This is a genomic window from Pseudomonas sp. NPDC096925, from assembly GCF_044762545.1.
Classification (GTDB): domain Bacteria; phylum Pseudomonadota; class Gammaproteobacteria; order Pseudomonadales; family Pseudomonadaceae; genus Aquipseudomonas.
This window is the reverse complement of sequence record NZ_JBIWEM010000001.1, coordinates 371805-388630: the sequence shown is the minus strand read 5'-3', so window position 1 is coordinate 388630 and position 16826 is coordinate 371805. Positions and strand designations below refer to the sequence as shown.

Genomic DNA, 16826 nt, shown 5'->3' with positions numbered 1-16826 from the left:
CGCTGGCGCGCGACGACGCGGCCTGGCCCGTCCAGAGCGCTGGAATACACAGCGCCGACTGTATCGATCATTCGGGGATCCTGACATGGAACTGGTTGTAAAAAGCGTAGCTGCTGCATCCGTAAAAACCGCCACCCTGGTCCTCCCGGTAGGTGAAAACCGCAAGCTCGGCGCCGTGGCCAAGGCCGTGGACCAGGCCAGCGAAGGCGCCATCAGTGCCGTGCTCAAGCGTGGCGACCTGGCCGGCAAGCCGGGCCAGACCCTGCTGCTGCAGAGCCTCCCGGGCCTTAAGGCCGAGCGCGTGCTGCTGGTGGGCAGCGGCAAGGACGAAGCCCTGGGCGACCGCGCCTGGCGCAAACTGGTCGCCAGCGTAGCCGGCGTGCTCAAGGGCCTGAACGGCGCTGATGCCGTGCTGGCCCTGGACGACATCGCGGTCAGCAACCGCGACGCTCACTACGGCAAGTACCGCCTGCTGGCCGAAACCCTGCTCGACGGCGAGTACGTGTTCGACCGTTTCAAGAGCCAGAAGGCCGAGCCACGCACCCTGAAGAAGGTCACCCTGCTGGCCGACAAGGCCGGTCAGGCCGAGGTCGAACGTGCCGTCAAGCACGCCAGCGCCATCGCCACCGGCATGGCCTTCACCCGCGACCTGGGCAACCTGCCGCCCAACCTGTGCCACCCAAGCTTCCTGGCCGAACAGGCCAAGGACCTGGGCAAGGCGCACAAGGCGCTGAAAGTCGAAGTACTGGACGAGAAAAAGATCAAGGACCTGGGCATGGGCGCGTTCTACGCCGTCGGCCAGGGCAGCGACCAGCCGCCACGCCTGATCGTGCTCAACTACCAGGGCGGCAAGAAGGCAGACAAGCCGTTCGTGCTGGTGGGCAAGGGCATTACCTTCGACACCGGCGGCATCAGCCTCAAGCCTGGTGCCGGCATGGACGAGATGAAGTACGACATGTGCGGTGCCGCCAGCGTGCTCGGCACCCTGCGTGCGGTGCTCGAACTGCAGCTGCCGGTCAACCTGGTGTGTCTGCTGGCCTGCGCCGAGAACATGCCAAGCGGCGGCGCCACCCGCCCGGGTGACATCGTCACCACCATGAGCGGACAGACCGTGGAAATCCTCAACACCGACGCCGAAGGCCGCCTGGTGCTGTGCGACACCCTGACCTACGCCGAGCGCTTCAAGCCACAGGCAGTGATCGACATCGCCACCCTGACCGGCGCCTGCATTGTCGCCCTGGGTAGCCACACTACCGGCCTGATGGGCAACAACGACGACCTGGTCGGCCAGTTGCTCGACGCCGGCAAGCGCGCCGACGACCGCGCCTGGCAGCTGCCGCTGTTCGATGAATACCAGGAGCAGCTGGACAGCCCGTTCGCCGACATGGGCAACATTGGCGGGCCGAAGGCCGGCACCATCACCGCCGGCTGCTTCCTGTCGCGCTTTGCCAAGGCCTACGACTGGGCACACATGGACATCGCCGGCACCGCCTGGGTCAGCGGCGGCAAGGACAAGGGCGCCACTGGCCGCCCTGTGCCCCTGCTGACCCAGTACCTGCTGGACCGCGCTGGCGCCTGACGCCGTGCAGCCGGTGGCGCCCCACGCGCCACCGGCCGGCGATACCACCATGAGCAAAGTCGATTTCTACATCCTGCCCACCGACTCGCTGTCGGCACGGCTCGATTTCGCCTGCAAGCTGTGCGAAAAGGCCTGGCGCCTTGGCCACCGGGTCTACCTGCATTGCCAGGACGCCGAGCAGCGCAGCGATCTGGACCAACGCCTGTGGCGCTTCAAGGGCGAGGCCTTCGTGCCCCACGACCTCGCGGAGGTACATGCCGATGCCGGCGTGGCATTGGGCCTGGCCACCGACAGCGCAGGCGATCACCACGACCTGTTGATCAACCTGGGCGCCGGCGTACCGGGCTTTGTCGGCCAGTTCGAACGGGTGGCCGAAATCGTGGTTGAGGAGCTTGGCATCCGCCAATCGGCCCGTGACCGATTCCGTTTCTACCGCGAACAGGGCTATGCTCTGCAAGACCACCGCTTACAGCGACTTTGACGACGATGGACAAGCCCTCCCCCCTGCCCGATTCCGCCCATCTGCTCGATGACCTCGAGTCGATACGCCAGCTACTTGGCGACGCCGACCTGCAACCACCGCTGCTGACCGAGACAGTGGAGCAGATCCCGCTGCTGCTGGAAGAAGCGCCCGGGAACCCCGCGCCTGTGGCCGAACCGGTCGAGCCCGAAGACGACCCGCAGACCCGCCGCCAGGATACCCTGCTGCACCTGGAAAGCGAGCTGCGTGCCGCGGCGCAGATGATCATGCAGGACGTGATCAACGATTTCACCCCGCACATCGAGAACGAGATCAAGCGCCGGCTGGATGCGCGGATCGAGCGGTTGATCAAGCGTTCCGAGTAAAACCGAGATTCGGCGGTACCTTCTTCGCGGGTAAACCCGCTCCCACAGGACCGGCGCAAGCTTTGAGACTTGCGCCGGTCCTGTGGGAGCGGGTTTACCCGCGAATAGGCCATCCCTGCCGTGCCAGATAGCAGCAGCTTGTCGCCTGCGGCCCCCAGCTTGGTTATACTTCCCGGCTTTCCCGAATAAATGCACAGGGTCCCGCCGCGCATGGATAAGACCTACCAGCCGCACGCCATCGAAACTTCCTGGTACAACACCTGGGAGTCCGAGAACTATTTCGCCCCACAAGGTGCAGGCGAGTCCTACACCATCATGATCCCGCCGCCGAACGTGACCGGCAGCCTGCACATGGGCCACGGGTTCAACAACGCGATCATGGACGCCCTGATCCGTTTCCGCCGCATGCAAGGCCGCGACACCCTGTGGCAGCCAGGCACCGACCACGCCGGTATCGCCACCCAGATGCTGGTCGAGCGCCAGCTCGAGGCCAAGGGCCAGAACCGGCATGACCTGGGCCGCGAAAAGTTCCTGGAAAAGGTCTGGGAATGGAAGGACCAGTCCGGCGGCAACATCAGCCGTCAGATCCGCCGCCTGGGCTCGTCGGTCGACTGGAGCCGCGAGCGCTTCACCATGGACGACGGCCTCTCCGAAGCGGTCAAGGAAGCCTTCGTGCGCCTGCACGAAGACGGCCTGATCTACCGCGGCAAGCGCCTGGTCAACTGGGACACCAAGCTGCACACGGCCATCTCCGACCTCGAAGTGGAAAACCACGACGAGAAGGGCCACCTGTGGAACCTGCGCTACCCGCTGGCCGACGGCGCCAGGACTGCCGAAGGCAAGGACTACCTGGTCGTCGCCACCACCCGTCCGGAAACCCTGCTGGGTGACGCCGCCGTGGCGGTCAACCCGAACGACGAGCGCTATCAGGCACTGATCGGCAAATTCGTCGAACTGCCGCTGGTCGGCCGCCGCATCCCGATCATCGCCGACGACTACTGCGACCCCGAGTTCGGTACCGGCTGCGTGAAGATCACCCCGGCCCACGACTTCAACGACTACGAAGTCGGCAAGCGCCACAACCTGCCGCTGCTGAACATCTTCGACAAGAACGCCTTCGTGCTGGCCAGCGCACAGGCCTTCAACCTCGACGGCAGCGTCAACGAGCAGGTCGACACCCGCCTGCCGGCCCAGTACGCCAACCTCGACCGCTTCGTCGCGCGCAAGCAGATCGTCGCCGACCTGGATGCCCAGGGCCTGCTGGTGAGCATCGACGACCACGCCCTGAAAGTGCCGAAAGGCGACCGTTCGGGCACCGTCATCGAGCCGTGGCTGACCGACCAGTGGTACGTTTCCACCAAGCCGCTGGCAGAACCTGCCATCGCCGCCGTGGAAGATGGCCGCATCCAGTTCGTGCCCAAACAGTACGAGAACATGTACTTCTCCTGGATGCGTGACATCCAGGACTGGTGCATCAGCCGCCAGCTGTGGTGGGGCCATCGCATCCCGGCGTGGTACGACGAGGCCGGCCAGGTCTATGTCGGCCGCAACGAGGATGAAGTGCGCGCCAAGCACAACCTGGGCGCCGACGTGGCCCTGCGCCAGGACGATGACGTACTCGATACCTGGTTCAGTTCGGGCCTGTGGACCTTCTCCACCCTGGGCTGGCCGGAGCAGACCGAGTTCCTCAAGAAGTTCCACTCCACCGACGTGCTGGTGACCGGCTTCGACATCATCTTCTTCTGGGTTGCGCGCATGATCATGCTGACCATGCACCTGATCAAGAACGAGGACGGCACCCCGCAGGTACCGTTCAAGACCGTGTACGTGCACGGCCTGGTACGTGACGGCCAGGGCCAGAAGATGTCCAAGTCCAAGGGCAACGTGCTGGACCCGCTGGACATCGTCGACGGCATCACCCTCGACGCCCTGCTGGAAAAACGCACCAGCGGCATGATGCAGCCCAAGCTTGCCGAGAAGATCGCCAAGCAGACCAAGGCCGAGTTCCCCGAAGGCATCGCCAGCTACGGCACCGACGCCCTGCGCTTCACCTTCTGCTCGCTGGCTTCCACCGGCCGCGACATCAAGTTCGACATGGGCCGCGTCGAAGGCTACCGCAACTTCTGCAACAAGATCTGGAACGCCGCCCGCTACGTGCTGGACAAGGGCGAGGACTGCGGCCAGAACGGCGAAGCCGTCGAGCTGTCGCTGGCCGACCGCTGGATCATCTCGCAGCTGCAGCGTACCGAAGCCGAAGTGACCCGCCAGCTGGAACAGTTCCGCTTCGACCTGGCCAGCCAGGCGCTGTACGAGTTCATCTGGAACCAGTACTGCGACTGGTACCTGGAGCTGTCCAAGCCGGTGCTGTGGGACGAGAACGCCCCGGTCGAGCGCGCCCGTGGCACCCGCCGCACCCTGGTGCGCGTGCTGGAAGTGGCCCTGCGCCTGGCGCACCCGTTCATGCCGTTCATCACCGAAGAAATCTGGCAGCGCATCGCGCCGCTGGCCGGCATCCAAGGCAAGACCATCATGCTGCAGCCGTGGCCGGTGGCCAATGAAGCACGCATCGACGCTGCTGCCGAAGGTGACATCGAGTGGCTCAAGGAACTGATGGTCGGCCTGCGCAACATCCGCGCCGAGATGAACATCGGTCCGGGCAAGCCGCTGCCGCTGTTCCTGAAAAACGCCAATGCCGACGACCAGCGTCGCCTGCAGGAAAACGAAGCCCTGCTGAAGAAGCTGGCCAAGGTCGAATCGTTCACCATACTGGGCGATGCCGACGAAGCGCCGCTATCGGCCACTGCCCTGGTCGGCGACCTGCAAGTGCTGGTACCAATGGCCGGCCTGATCGACAAGGATGCCGAGCTGGCGCGCCTGAACAAGGAAATCCAGCGCCTGCAGGGTGAAGTGGCACGCGTGGGTGGCAAGCTGTCCAACGCCGCCTTCGTCGACAAGGCACCGCCTGCGGTGATCGAGAAGGAACGCGCCAAGCTGGCCGAGTCCGAACAGGCCCTGGCCAACTTCACCGAGCAGCATGCGCGGATTGCAGCGCTGTAATCACTAGAGAGACCGTTGGGGCCGCTGTGCGGCCCTTTCGCGACACAAGGCCGCTCCCACAGGACGGCGCCAACCTTCAAGGCGCTACCATCCTGTGGGAGCGGCCTTGTGTCGCGAAAGGGCTGCGCAGCAGCCCCAGGCTCTTCAAGCCACCGCTCGTATAGGGCTGGACACTGCCATGACCCCGAACAAACCCACCCTGCACCCGCGCAACCGCCACCAGGGTCGCTACGACTTCCCCAGCCTGATCAAGGCCCACCCTGACCTGGCGCGCTTCACCATCACCAACCCCCACGGCAAACCCAGCATCGACTTCGCCAACCCCGAGGCCGTGCGGGTGTTCAACCGAGCCTTGCTCAAGGCCCAGTACGGCATCCAGCACTGGGACATCCCCGCCGATTACCTGTGCCCGCCAATTCCCGGCCGCGCCGACTACATCCATGTGGCCGCCGACCTGCTGGCCGACGACAATGCCGGCGAGATCCCCAAGGGCGCCCAGGTGCGCGCACTGGACATCGGCGTTGGCGCCAACTGCATCTATCCGCTGCTGGGCCACAGCGACTACCGCTGGCGCTTCCTGGGTTCGGACATCGACCCCGTGGCCCTGGCTTCGGCCAAAGCCATCGTCCAGGCCAATGGCCTGGGCAAGGCCATCACCCTGCGTCAGCAGGCCAACCGTGCGCACATACTCAGCGGCTTGCTGCAGGAAGACGAACGCTTCGACCTGACCCTGTGCAACCCGCCCTTCCATGCCTCACGTGACGAAGCCACCCGTGGCAGCCAGCGCAAATGGAAGAATCTTGGCAAGCAGGACCCCAAGCGCAAGCTGCCGGTGCTCAACTTCGGCGGCCAGAACAATGAACTATGGTGCGAAGGTGGCGAGATCCGCTTTGTCACCCAACTGGTTGGCGAAAGCGTGCAGTACGCCGAGCGGGTACTGTGGTTCACCAGCCTGGTGTCCAAGGCCAGCAACCTGCCAGGGATCGAGGCCGCGCTCAAGAAAGCGGGCGCCAAGGCCGTGCGCATCAGTGAAATGGGCCAGGGGCAGAAGCAAAGCCGCATGGTCGCCTGGAGCTTCCACGACGACACCGCGCGCCAGGCCTGGCACGCCCGGCGTAAATCCCAGGCATGAAAAAACCGCGCCCGGGCAAGCCGGGCGCGGTTTCGTCAAAGCTTCAACAATTACTTGTTGATGGCGTCGGTCAGCACTTTGGCTGGAACGAACTTGACGACTTTCTTGGCAGCGATTTCGATGGCAGCGCCAGTCGAAGGGTTACGGCCGGTACGGGCAGGACGCTCAGCGACTTTCAGCTTGCCGATGCCTGGCAGAGTGATTTCAGCGCCGTTTTCCAGTTGGTCGGCAACGATCTGGCCCAGTTGCTCCAGAGCGTTCTTGGCGGTGGCTTTTGGCGCGGCGATCGATTCGGCGATGTCGGCAATCAGTTGGTCTTTGGTCAATGCCATGGTGGTGTTCCTTCCCTATCAAATTCGATGGTTATGCAGCGGACTACGACGTTATCGGGCCAGCCCCTGAAAGTGGAGGGCCGCGCCAATCGCGTATGTAGATACGTAAATCGACGTTTGGTTCGACACGACGACAGCACGCTGCCAGCAATGCGCCACACAAGGGGCGCAAGACCGCGCAAAGCTACCACAGGAACGGATAAATATCCGCTGCGCACTTCGATTTAATGCAGGTTTTTCGGGGGTTTTAGCCTAAAACGCACAAATTTGAACAAAAAACGAACAACCGACATTTCTGCCAACATCCGGCCACTGCATCACCTTGTGTCTAAGGTAAACTGGACGACTTTTGCAGCTCGCGAGAATTCCATGCCAATCCGTCATTGCATCGTTCACCTGATCGACAAAAAGCCCGATGGCAGCCCCGCCGTGCTGCATGCCCGCGATTCCGAACTGGCCGCCTCCGACGCCATCGAAAACCTGCTGGCCGACCTCAATGACAGCTACAACGCCAAGCAAGGCAAGGCCTGGGGCTTTTTCCACGGTGAGTCTGGCGCCTACCCGCTGAGTGGCTGGCTGAAACAGTACCTGGACGAAGAAAAGGACTTTACCGCCTTCAGCCGCGTGGCCGTGGAACACCTGCAGAAGCTGATGGAAGAGTCCAACCTGTCCACCGGCGGCCACATCCTGTTTGCCCACTACCAGCAAGGCATGACCGAATACCTGGCGATCGCCCTGCTGCACCACAGCGAAGGCGTGGCGGTGAACGCCGAGCTCGACGTGATGCCTTCGCGCCACCTCGACCTTGGCCAGTTGCACCTGGCAGCGCGCATCAACCTGTCGGAGTGGAAGAACAACCAGAACTCCAGACAGTACATTTCGTTCATCAAGGGCAAGAACGGCAAGAAGGTCTCGGACTACTTCCGCGACTTCATCGGCTGCCAGGAAGGCGTCGACGGCCCGGGTGAAACCCGCACCCTGCTCAAGGCCTTCAGCGACTTCGTCGAGAGCGAAGACCTGCCGGAAGAGTCCGCCCGCGAAAAAACCCAGACCCTGGTCGAGTACGCTACTACCCAGACCAAGCTGGGCGAGCCGGTAACCCTTGAAGAGCTGTCCAGCCTGATCGACGAGGACCGGCCCAAGGCGTTCTACGACCACATCCGCAACAAGGACTACGGCCTGTCGCCGGAAATCCCCGCGGACAAGCGCACTCTCAACCAGTTCCGCCGTTTCACCGGGCGTGCCGAGGGGCTGTCGATCAGCTTCGAAGCGCACCTGCTGGGGGATAAGGTCGAATATGACGAAGCGGCAGGGACCTTGATCATCAAGGGCCTTCCGACCACCTTGGTGGATCAGTTGAAGCGGCGCAAGGACTGAGCGCGAAGCGGCCCTAAATAGCGGAAGACACAGCCTCATAGGAGGCCACCAGCGCCTCCTTCGCCGACTTGCGCAGCCGCTTCACCAGCCGCTCCTGGCGCAATGCTTCGCCCTTGTCCGGCCATTGCTCCACATACACCAGCGCCTGGGCCGGGCTGGTCTTGAAGTAACGCGCGCCCTGCCCTTTCTGGTGCGCCAGAAAACGCCGCTGCGGGTCATCGCTGATACCGCAATACAGCGATCCATTGGCAGCCCTTACCAAGTAGACATACCAGGGTTTTACTGCCTGATCCGGCACTTTTTCACTCACGACGCCTGCTCTTTCCATCATTAATTTGGTGAGCCCACCCCAAAAGGGCTTCATCATGCTCACTTCAGTATCCCGCACCTTGCTTGCCGCTGCCCTCTGGGCCAGCGTATCCACCGCCCAGGCCTCCATCGGCGCCCAGACCGCCAAGCAGTTGCAGAAAAACTACGACTCCACGCCCGCGCAGTGCCAGGGCAACGCGGTACCTGCCCACGCCTGTTCGGGCGTTTTACTAAGGTCAACCAGACCTTCACCGCTTTATCACTCCTGGCATCATAGCCAGAACAGCAAGGACAAAGGCGGCGTATCGTTCTCTTACCTGCGCGCCGACATTCCCACCACGCAGCTGGCTGCCGACGGCCGTAGCGGCTTTACCCTGTACCCGCTGCTGCAACGCCCGAAAGAGAGCTTGCGCTACGAAATGCTATGCGCCTGGCCCACTGACGGTGATACCTGGGAGCGTGACAACCGCGGTTGCGGCGACAATCGGCAGACAGCCGCAACCGAAGCGGCCTGCCATGAACAGGGGGTACTCACTGCCGAGCAGTGGATGGAGCGCTTCCGGCAAAGCGGCGACTACAAGGCCCAGTGTGCATTCGATATCCGCCGGGCGCGGGTTCCTGAGCGGGCTGACGCCTTCTACCAGAGCATACGTGCCAAACAGTTGTTTGCGCCTGAATTACCTTTCCCGTGGAACGAAGTAGTGATCGGTGCGTGGGACGAAGAGCAGTCCAGCAGGCTGCCAATCCAGTCGTTCTTCCATATCGAAGGTGCTTACGGCGCATTGCAACAAGCTCAGGCCGATCAGCAGGATTGGCACAGGACCAACGGCACATTCATACCCGTCATTCGTATTCGCCTACCGAACGGCCTCGATGAACGTGCCGCCTTCAGCTATCACGAGAGTGATCAGGCAGTATGCCTTGAGCATGCTGGTACGCCCGCAGGCCTTTGAATGCCTGCTGGCGTACCTTGTTCTGCACCAGCGGCGACCAGCCCAGCAGCACGCCAGGCACTCCCAGCGCCTGGCGCGTCCAGCGCCACAAGTCGAAGTGGTCATCGTGCTGGCAGATCAGCCCGTCACGGATCACAAAACGCGCCTGGATATCGTTGACCACGGTGCGACCGGTCTGGCTGAACAGGTAGGTGGCCACCCAGTGCGCTCCACCACTGCGCTCGTCAGCGCGGACGTTATCGAAGGTCAGGGTGAAGTCCTTGGCGCGGCTGGTCAGCATCCGCCACATGTCGCCTGCATCCTTGCCACGCAGGGTGCCGAAGACCGGGTCGCTGAAGACGATATCATCACTGTAGCAGGCGACCATGGCCTCGGCGTCCAGGCGCTGGAAGGCCTGGTAGAAACGGGTGATCAGGTCGTGGTTGGCATCGCTCATGAGGGCTGGTCCGTCCTGGGAGTCAAAGCAGCACGATAATCTGCCCCGGTTGCTTATGCCAGTACCGGCCCCTTCGCGGGTGAACCCGCTCCCACAGGGATCGCACACATCTTGAAAATTGTGCAGTAGCTGTGGGAGCGGGTTCACCCGCGAAAGGGCCGGCACTGCCAACATCAACTTCAGACTTTCTCGCTGCTCACCTGCACATGCAAAGCCCGCCCGGCCCCCAGGCCGAACACGAGGGCACCCGCCCCCAGCACGGCGAAAATCCACCCCACTGCCGCCCAGCCCCCGGTCAGGTCATGCACCAGCCCCACCGCGAACGGTCCCATCGACGCCAGCGTGTACCCCACTCCCTGCGCCATGCTCGACAGGTTTGCCGCCACATGGGCATCCTTCGAGCGCAGCACGATCAAGGTCAGCGCCAGGGCAAAGGTACCGCCCTGCCCCAGGCCCAGCACCACCGCCCAGCCCCACAGCCCGGAAAGTGGCGCATACAGGCAACCGAACAGGCCAGCCAGGGTAATCAGCATGACCAGCACGATCGCCAGGCGCTGGTCCTTGCCGCGCGTGGCCAGCCAGGGCGCACTGAGCGAACTGACCAGTTGCACGATCACCGACCCCGACAGCACCAGCCCCGCTTCGGTCGGGCTCAGGCCGCGGCCGATCAGGATCGATGGCAACCAGCCGAAGACGATGTAAGCCAGCGAAGACTGCAGGCCCATGTACAGGGTCACCTGCCAGGCCAGCGGATCACGCCAAAGCCCACGCACGCGATAGGCCACCTTGTGCAGACCATGGCCCTGGCGGGCTTGCGGCAGCCATACCAGCATGGCCAGCACGGCCGGCAGCACCCAGAAACCCAGCCCCAGCGCCCAGCTGTCGTAGAAATGCCGGGCCAGGGGCACCGTGGCACCCGCCGCCATGGCGGCGCCCAGGCACAACGCCATGGTGTACACGCCGGTCAGGGTGCCAGCATGCTGCGGGAAGTCGCGCTTGACTATACCCGGCAACAGCACGCCAATAATGCCAATACTGGCCCCCGCCATCAGGCTGCCAAGGAACACCCCGATAGCGCCAAAGGTGCTGCGCACCAAAATGCCCAGCGCCAGGGTGACGAGGATGCCGAGGATCACCCGCTCGCTGCCAAAGCGCCGCGCCAGCACCGGCGCCAAGGGGGCGAACAGGCCCAGGCACAGCACCGGCAGGGTGGTCAGCAAACCGGCCTGCGAAGCATTCAGCCCCAAACCTTCGGATACCTGGCCCAGCACCGGCGCCATGCTCGACAGCGCCGGACGCAGGTTCAAGGCCACCAGCACCAGGCCCAGCAGCAACAGCCAGGGCCGCCGCACGACCACTGGCTGCTGCTGGACCTGCGCGTCGTCCGCCTCGGCGTCGATCAGCAGCTCATCGAGGTCCCGCTCGTTCGGTAGGGTGTTACGGGTGATGGATTCAGCCATGGCCTTCTCAGAGTCAGGATTCGATAAGGGTACGGCTCAGGCGCTTGGCCTGCTCCGCATCGCGTTGCTCGATGGCGGCGAGGATTTGCCCATGCAGGTCGAACGTGGCCTGGCAGCGCGGCACAGTCGCCATGTTGTGCTGCAGCGCGGCAGCCACCACCCCGGAAAAGTACCGGTACAGTTCACTCAGGGCCGGGTTATGGGCGGCATCGACCAGCCGCTGGTGAAACACCAGGTCGCAGGCCACATAGGCATCGATATCACCGTGAAAATGTCCGGCACTGCTGGCCAGGGCATCACGCAGCGCTTGCAGGTCGGCGTCGGTACGGCGCAGTGCGGCCAGGCCGATGGCCTCGGCTTCGAGGATGTGCCGGGTTTCACGGGCCTGCTCGTGCGTGCAACGGGACATCGCCTGCACCGCCTGCAGCGGATCCTGGGCCGTGCGCAGGTAACTGCCGTCGCCCTGGCGGATCTCCACCAGGCCACTGAACGCCAGCACGCGCATGGCCTCGCGTACGGTGTTGCGGCTGATGCCCAACTGCAGGGCAAGTTCCGGCTCGGTCGGCAAACGCTGGCCAACCTGCCAGTCGCCCAGCTCGATGCGTTCACGCATGCGCTCGACGGCCAGTTCGACCAGGGAGCGCTTGGTCAATTCGGTACTCATGCAACTCAACCAATCATCCGATGAATCTGGTCAGCATAATGTATACCGGCAATACAGCAAACACTGATGGTTTCTGCCGATAGCGGAAATCCCTGTGGGAGTGGGCACGCCCGCTCCCACAAGGGCCGCGTCACGGCAGCTTGCAATACCGTCAGTTCAACGCATCAAGCAGCGCCTGGTTCATCTCTGGCGTACCGATGGTAATGCGCAGGAACTGGGCAATGCGCGGCTGCTTGAAGTGGCGCACGATCACGCCCTGCTCGCGCAGGCGTGCAGCCAGCTCGCCAGCATCCTGCTGCGGATGGCGGGCGAAGATGAAGTTGGCCGCCGAAGGCAGCACTTCAAAGCCCTTGGCCCGCAGCTGCCCGACCAATACCTCGCGGCTGTCGATCACCTTGCGGCAGGTTTGCTCGAAGTATTCGCGGTCCTCGAACGCCACCGCCGCGCCGACGATCGCCGCACGGTCCAACGGGTAGGAGTTGAAGCTGTTCTTGATACGCTCCAGCGCCTCGATCAGGTCCGGGTGCCCCACCGCCAGGCCAACCCGCAACCCGGCCAGCGAACGCGACTTCGACAGGGTCTGGGTGACCAGCAGGTTGTCGTAGCGGTTGACCAGGCTGATGGCCGTTTCGCCACCGAAGTCGATGTAGGCCTCATCGATCACCACCACCGAATCACGATTGGCCTGCAGCAACTGCTCCACCGCCTGCAGCGGCATCAGGCAGCCGGTCGGCGCGTTGGGGTTGGGGAAGATGATGCCGGCGTTGGGCTTGTTGTAGTCCTCGATGCGGATCTGGAACTGCTCGTCCAGCGCCACCTGCTCGAAGGCGATACCGTAGAGGCCGCAGTAGACCGGGTAGAAGCTGTAGCTGATGTCCGGGAACAGCAGCGGTGCGTCGTGCTGGAACAGGCCGTGGAAGATGTGCGCCAGTACCTCGTCCGAGCCGTTGCCGACAAACACTTGTGCCGGAGTCACGCCGTAGTACTCGGCCACCGCCTGCTTAAGCCGGTCACCGTTCGGGTCCGGGTACAGGCGCAGGTTGTCGTTCAGCTCGCCGCGCATGGCCTCCAGCGCCTTGGGTGACGGGCCGTAGGGGTTTTCGTTGGTGTTCAGCTTGACCAGACGGGCCAGCTTGGGCTGCTCGCCCGGCACGTAAGGCACCAGGTCCTTGACGAAGGGGCTCCAGAATCGACTCATGCTCAGTTCCCCTTCTCTTGGGTCAGGATGCGGTATTCAGCGCTGCGGGCGTGGGCGGTCAGCGACTCGCCACGGGCCAGGACCGAGGCGGTATGGCCCAGTTCGGACGCGCCCTGCTCGGAGCAGTAAATGATCGACGAACGCTTCTGGAAGTCATACACCCCCAGCGGCGACGAGAAACGCGCGGTGCCGGAAGTCGGCAGCACGTGGTTGGGGCCGGCGCAGTAGTCGCCCAGCGCTTCGCTGGTGTGGCGGCCCATGAAGATCGCGCCAGCGTGGCGGATGTGTGGCAGCCAGGCCTGCGGGTCGGCCACCGACAGCTCCAGGTGCTCCGGTGCGATGCGGTTGGCCACTTCCATGGCCTGCTGCATGTCGCGCACCTGGATCAGCGCGCCACGGCCATTGATCGACTTCTCGATGATCTCGGCACGCTCCATGGTCGGCAGCAGCTTGTCGATGCTGGCGGCAACGCGGTCGAGGAAGGCGGCATCGGGGCTGACCAGGATGGCCTGGGCATCTTCGTCGTGCTCCGCCTGGGAGAACAGGTCCATGGCGATCCAGTCCGGGTCGGTCTGGCCGTCGCACACCACAAGGATTTCCGACGGGCCGGCGATCATGTCGATACCCACCTGGCCGAACACGTGGCGCTTGGCGGTGGCGACGTAGATGTTGCCCGGGCCGACGATCTTGTCCACCTGCGGCACGCTTTCGGTACCGTAGGCCAGCGCGGCCACAGCCTGGGCGCCACCGACGGTGAACACCCGGTCGACACCGGCGATGCAGGCAGCCGCCAGCACCAGCTCGTTGACCTCGCCACGCGGGGTCGGCACCACCATCACCACCTCGGCCACTCCGGCGACCTTGGCCGGGATGGCGTTCATCAGCACCGACGACGGGTAAGACGCCTTGCCGCCCGGCACATACAGCCCGGCGCGGTCCAGCGGGGTGACCTTCTGGCCGAGCACGGTGCCGTCGGCTTCGGTGTACTGCCAGGAGTCCTGCTTCTGCCGCTCGTGGTACATGCGCACACGGTTGGCGGCCTTTTCCAGGGCTTCACGCTGGGCCGGGGTAATGCGGGTCAGGGCCAGTTCCAGGCGCGCGCGATCGAGGATCAGGTCGTCAATCGACTTGGCATCGACACCATCGAAACGCTGGGTGAACTCCACCAATGCCGCATCGCCACGCTCACGCACGGCCTTGATGATGTCGAGCACGCGCTGGTTGACCGCGTCATCGGACACACTTTCCCAGCTCAGCAGATGATCCAGATGTCGGGCGAAATCCGGATCAGCAGCGTTGAGACGGGCAATTGCAGTGGACACGGTCATGGCGAGGGCCTCGATTATTGGCGAATGCTCAGGCGCCCTAGGCTACCAGTCCATCCGCGCGGGCACCCGAGAAAAATGGCTATGACGCGGATAGACGGGCGCGACAGCAAAGGCCGCGCACAGTCGGTAGAGAGTCAGCCGCGGTGTCGCGATTCGACCGCACCGCGCAGCGTGTCGATCAGGCTCTGGATACGGGCGTGCTGCATTTTCATGGAGGCCTTGTTGACCACCAGGCGCGAGCTGATCGTGGCGATCAGTTCCTGGGGCTCCAGGCCGTTGGCACGCAGGGTATTGCCGGTGTCGACCACGTCGATGATCTTGTCGGCGAGGTTGATCAGCGGTGCCAGTTCCATCGAGCCGTACAGCTTGATGATGTCGACCTGGCGGCCCTGTTCGGCGTAGTAGCGCTTGGCTACGTTGACGAACTTGGTTGCCACGCGCAGACGGCCCTTGGGCTCGGGTGCGCCGACCACGCCAGCGGTCATCAGCTTGCAACGGGCAATCTGCAGGTCCAGGGGCTCGTACAGGCCCTGGCCGCCGTACTCCATCAGCACATCCTTGCCGGCCACACCCAGGTCGGCGGCACCATGCTCGACATAGGTCGGCACGTCGGTAGCACGCACGATCAGCAGGCGCACATCGTCCTGCGTGGTGGGGATGATCAGTTTGCGGCTCTTGTCCGGGTTCTCGGTCGGCACGATACCGGCCTCGGCCAGCAACGGCAGGGTATCGTCGAGAATACGGCCTTTGGAAAGCGCGATGGTCAACATTGGAACGTCGGTCCTTAAGCGGCTACTGCCGGCCGGGCGTCGAGCCCGACCGCATTCAATTCGTTATGCGGGAGCGGGCAAGCCCACTCCCGCAGCAGACGACTAGCCCGGTACGCGACGAATCTTCGCGCCCAGCATCTGCAGTTTTTCCTCGATGCACTCGTAACCACGGTCGATGTGGTAGATGCGATCGATCAGGGTATCGCCTTCGGCTACCAGCGCCGACAGCACCAGGCTGGCGGAAGCACGCAGGTCGGTGGCCATTACCGGGGCCCCCTTCAGCGCCTTGACGCCAGTGACGATGGCAGTGTTGCCTTCGACCTGGATCTGCGCGCCCATGCGGTGCATTTCGTAGACGTGCATGAAGCGGTTTTCGAAGATCGTCTCGATCACCGCGCCAGTACCTTCGGCAATGGCGTTGAGCGAGATGAACTGCGCCTGCATGTCGGTCGGGAACGCCGGGTACGGGGCAGTACGCAGGTTGACGGCTTTCGGCCGCTTGCCGTGCATGTCCAGCTCGATCCAGTCCTCGCCGGTGTTGATGTCGGCGCCGGCTTCCTTGAGTTTTTCCAGTACGGCTTCAAGGATGGTCGGGTCGGTGTCCTTGACCTTGACGCGGCCACCGGTCACGGCAGCGGCAACCAGGTAGGTACCGGTCTCGATACGGTCCGGCATCACGCGGTAGCTGGCCGAGTGCAGGCGCTCGACGCCATCGATGGTGATAGTGTCGGTACCAGCGCCCTGGACCTTGCCGCCCATGGCGTTGATGAAGTTGGCCAGGTCGACCACTTCCGGCTCGCGCGCGGCGTTCTGCAGCACGCTGCGGCCGTTGGCCAGGGCAGCGGCCATCATGATGTTCTCGGTACCGGTCACGCTGACGGTGTCGAAGAAGAAGTGCGCACCGCGCAGGCCACCCTCAGGTGCCTTGGCCTTGATGTAGCCGCCTTCGACTTCGATCTTCGCGCCCATGGCCTCGAGGCCACGGATGTGCAGGTCGACCGGGCGCGAGCCAATGGCGCAACCGCCAGGCAGCGCCACTTCGGCCTCACCGAAACGGGCGACCATCGGCCCCAGCACCAGGATCGAGGCGCGCATGGTCTTGACCAGCTCGTAAGGCGCGACCAGGGTCTTGATGGTGCGTGGGTCGATCTCCACCGCCAGCTTTTCGTCGATCACCGGCTCGATGCCCATGCGGCCGAACAGCTCGATCATGGTGGTGATGTCGTGCAGGTGCGGCAGGTTGCCCACGGTGACCGGGCCGTCAGCCAGCAGGGTCGCCGCCAGAATCGGCAGGGCTGCGTTCTTCGCGCCCGAAATACGGATCTCGCCATCAAGGCAAGCGCCGCCAGTAATAATCAGTTTGTCCATTGGAATCTCGCCGCCAC

16 protein-coding genes are annotated in these 16826 nt (G+C 63.7%); 7 read left to right on the top strand and 9 right to left on the bottom strand.

Annotated features, from left to right (window positions below; all coding sequences use genetic code 11):
* Positions 1–85 precede the first annotated feature (85 nt).
* The 5 genes from ACIQYU_RS01905 (at position 86) to rlmF (ending at position 6614) form a co-directional block, all read left to right on the top strand.
* Positions 86–1579 carry a leucyl aminopeptidase gene (locus tag ACIQYU_RS01905; protein WP_207836054.1) on the top strand — a complete coding sequence of 498 codons (1494 nt, stop codon included), beginning with the start codon at positions 86–88 and terminating at the stop codon, positions 1577–1579.
* Between the two features lie 49 nt (positions 1580–1628).
* Complete coding sequence (locus tag ACIQYU_RS01900; protein WP_402798012.1) at positions 1629–2060, top strand: DNA polymerase III subunit chi; 432 nt, start codon at positions 1629–1631, stop codon at positions 2058–2060.
* Positions 2061–2065: 5 nt separating this feature from the next.
* Positions 2066–2425: a hypothetical protein gene (locus ACIQYU_RS01895; protein WP_063911378.1), complete on the top strand. Its 360-nt coding sequence runs from the start codon at positions 2066–2068 to the stop codon at positions 2423–2425.
* A 210-nt stretch (positions 2426–2635) separates the two neighbouring features.
* Positions 2636–5482 (top strand): valine--tRNA ligase, encoded by a 2847-nt coding sequence (locus ACIQYU_RS01890; RefSeq protein ID WP_241106299.1) that lies wholly within the window; start codon positions 2636–2638, stop codon positions 5480–5482.
* A gap of 178 nt (positions 5483–5660) precedes the next feature.
* Positions 5661–6614 (top strand): 23S rRNA (adenine(1618)-N(6))-methyltransferase RlmF, encoded by a 954-nt coding sequence (rlmF, locus tag ACIQYU_RS01885; RefSeq protein WP_207836064.1) that lies wholly within the window; start codon positions 5661–5663, stop codon positions 6612–6614.
* A gap of 50 nt (positions 6615–6664) precedes the next feature.
* Here rlmF and ACIQYU_RS01880 read toward each other — a convergent pair whose 3' ends face one another.
* On the bottom strand, positions 6665–6946 hold the full coding sequence (locus tag ACIQYU_RS01880) for an HU family DNA-binding protein (protein ID WP_003257928.1): 282 nt from the start codon (positions 6944–6946) through the stop codon (positions 6665–6667).
* Between the two features lie 369 nt (positions 6947–7315).
* Between ACIQYU_RS01880 and yejK the strand changes: the two genes are divergently transcribed.
* Positions 7316–8323, top strand: coding sequence for a nucleoid-associated protein YejK (gene yejK, locus ACIQYU_RS01875; RefSeq protein WP_207836067.1), 1008 nt, complete (start codon positions 7316–7318; stop codon positions 8321–8323).
* Between the two features lie 13 nt (positions 8324–8336).
* On the opposite strand, the gene ACIQYU_RS01870 is transcribed toward yejK, so the two are convergent.
* Positions 8337–8651 carry a GIY-YIG nuclease family protein gene (locus ACIQYU_RS01870; RefSeq protein WP_207836086.1) on the bottom strand — a complete coding sequence of 105 codons (315 nt, stop codon included), beginning with the start codon at positions 8649–8651 and terminating at the stop codon, positions 8337–8339.
* Positions 8652–8688: 37 nt separating this feature from the next.
* Here ACIQYU_RS01870 and ACIQYU_RS01865 point away from each other — a divergent pair, with 37 nt between their 5' ends.
* A complete protein-coding gene (locus ACIQYU_RS01865; RefSeq protein WP_402798006.1) occupies positions 8689–9585 on the top strand; it encodes a hypothetical protein in 897 nt (298 codons plus the stop codon).
* On the opposite strand, the gene ACIQYU_RS01860 is transcribed toward ACIQYU_RS01865, so the two are convergent.
* From ACIQYU_RS01860 to murA, 7 genes are all read right to left on the bottom strand, one after another.
* Positions 9521–10021, bottom strand: coding sequence for a nuclear transport factor 2 family protein (locus ACIQYU_RS01860; protein ID WP_402798003.1), 501 nt, complete (start codon positions 10019–10021; stop codon positions 9521–9523). The two genes, ACIQYU_RS01865 and ACIQYU_RS01860, sit on opposite strands and share 65 nt — an antisense overlap.
* Positions 10022–10200: 179 nt before the next feature.
* The gene (locus ACIQYU_RS01855; protein WP_402798000.1) at positions 10201–11481 is read right to left on the bottom strand and encodes a CynX/NimT family MFS transporter; all 1281 of its coding nucleotides are present in this window, start codon (positions 11479–11481) and stop codon (positions 10201–10203) included.
* A 13-nt stretch (positions 11482–11494) separates the two neighbouring features.
* Positions 11495–12145 (bottom strand): FadR/GntR family transcriptional regulator, encoded by a 651-nt coding sequence (locus tag ACIQYU_RS01850; protein WP_207834665.1) that lies wholly within the window; start codon positions 12143–12145, stop codon positions 11495–11497.
* 151 nt (positions 12146–12296) lie between these two features.
* The gene (hisC, locus tag ACIQYU_RS01845) at positions 12297–13343 is read right to left on the bottom strand and encodes a histidinol-phosphate transaminase (RefSeq protein ID WP_233693883.1); all 1047 of its coding nucleotides are present in this window, start codon (positions 13341–13343) and stop codon (positions 12297–12299) included.
* Between the two features lie 2 nt (positions 13344–13345).
* Positions 13346–14671 carry a histidinol dehydrogenase gene (gene hisD / locus ACIQYU_RS01840; RefSeq protein WP_241106296.1) on the bottom strand — a complete coding sequence of 442 codons (1326 nt, stop codon included), beginning with the start codon at positions 14669–14671 and terminating at the stop codon, positions 13346–13348.
* Positions 14672–14805: 134 nt separating this feature from the next.
* Positions 14806–15441 (bottom strand): ATP phosphoribosyltransferase, encoded by a 636-nt coding sequence (hisG, locus tag ACIQYU_RS01835; RefSeq protein WP_003257924.1) that lies wholly within the window; start codon positions 15439–15441, stop codon positions 14806–14808.
* 102 nt (positions 15442–15543) lie between these two features.
* Positions 15544–16809 (bottom strand): UDP-N-acetylglucosamine 1-carboxyvinyltransferase, encoded by a 1266-nt coding sequence (murA, locus tag ACIQYU_RS01830; RefSeq protein ID WP_207834682.1) that lies wholly within the window; start codon positions 16807–16809, stop codon positions 15544–15546.
* Between the last annotated feature and the right edge of the window lie 17 nt (positions 16810–16826).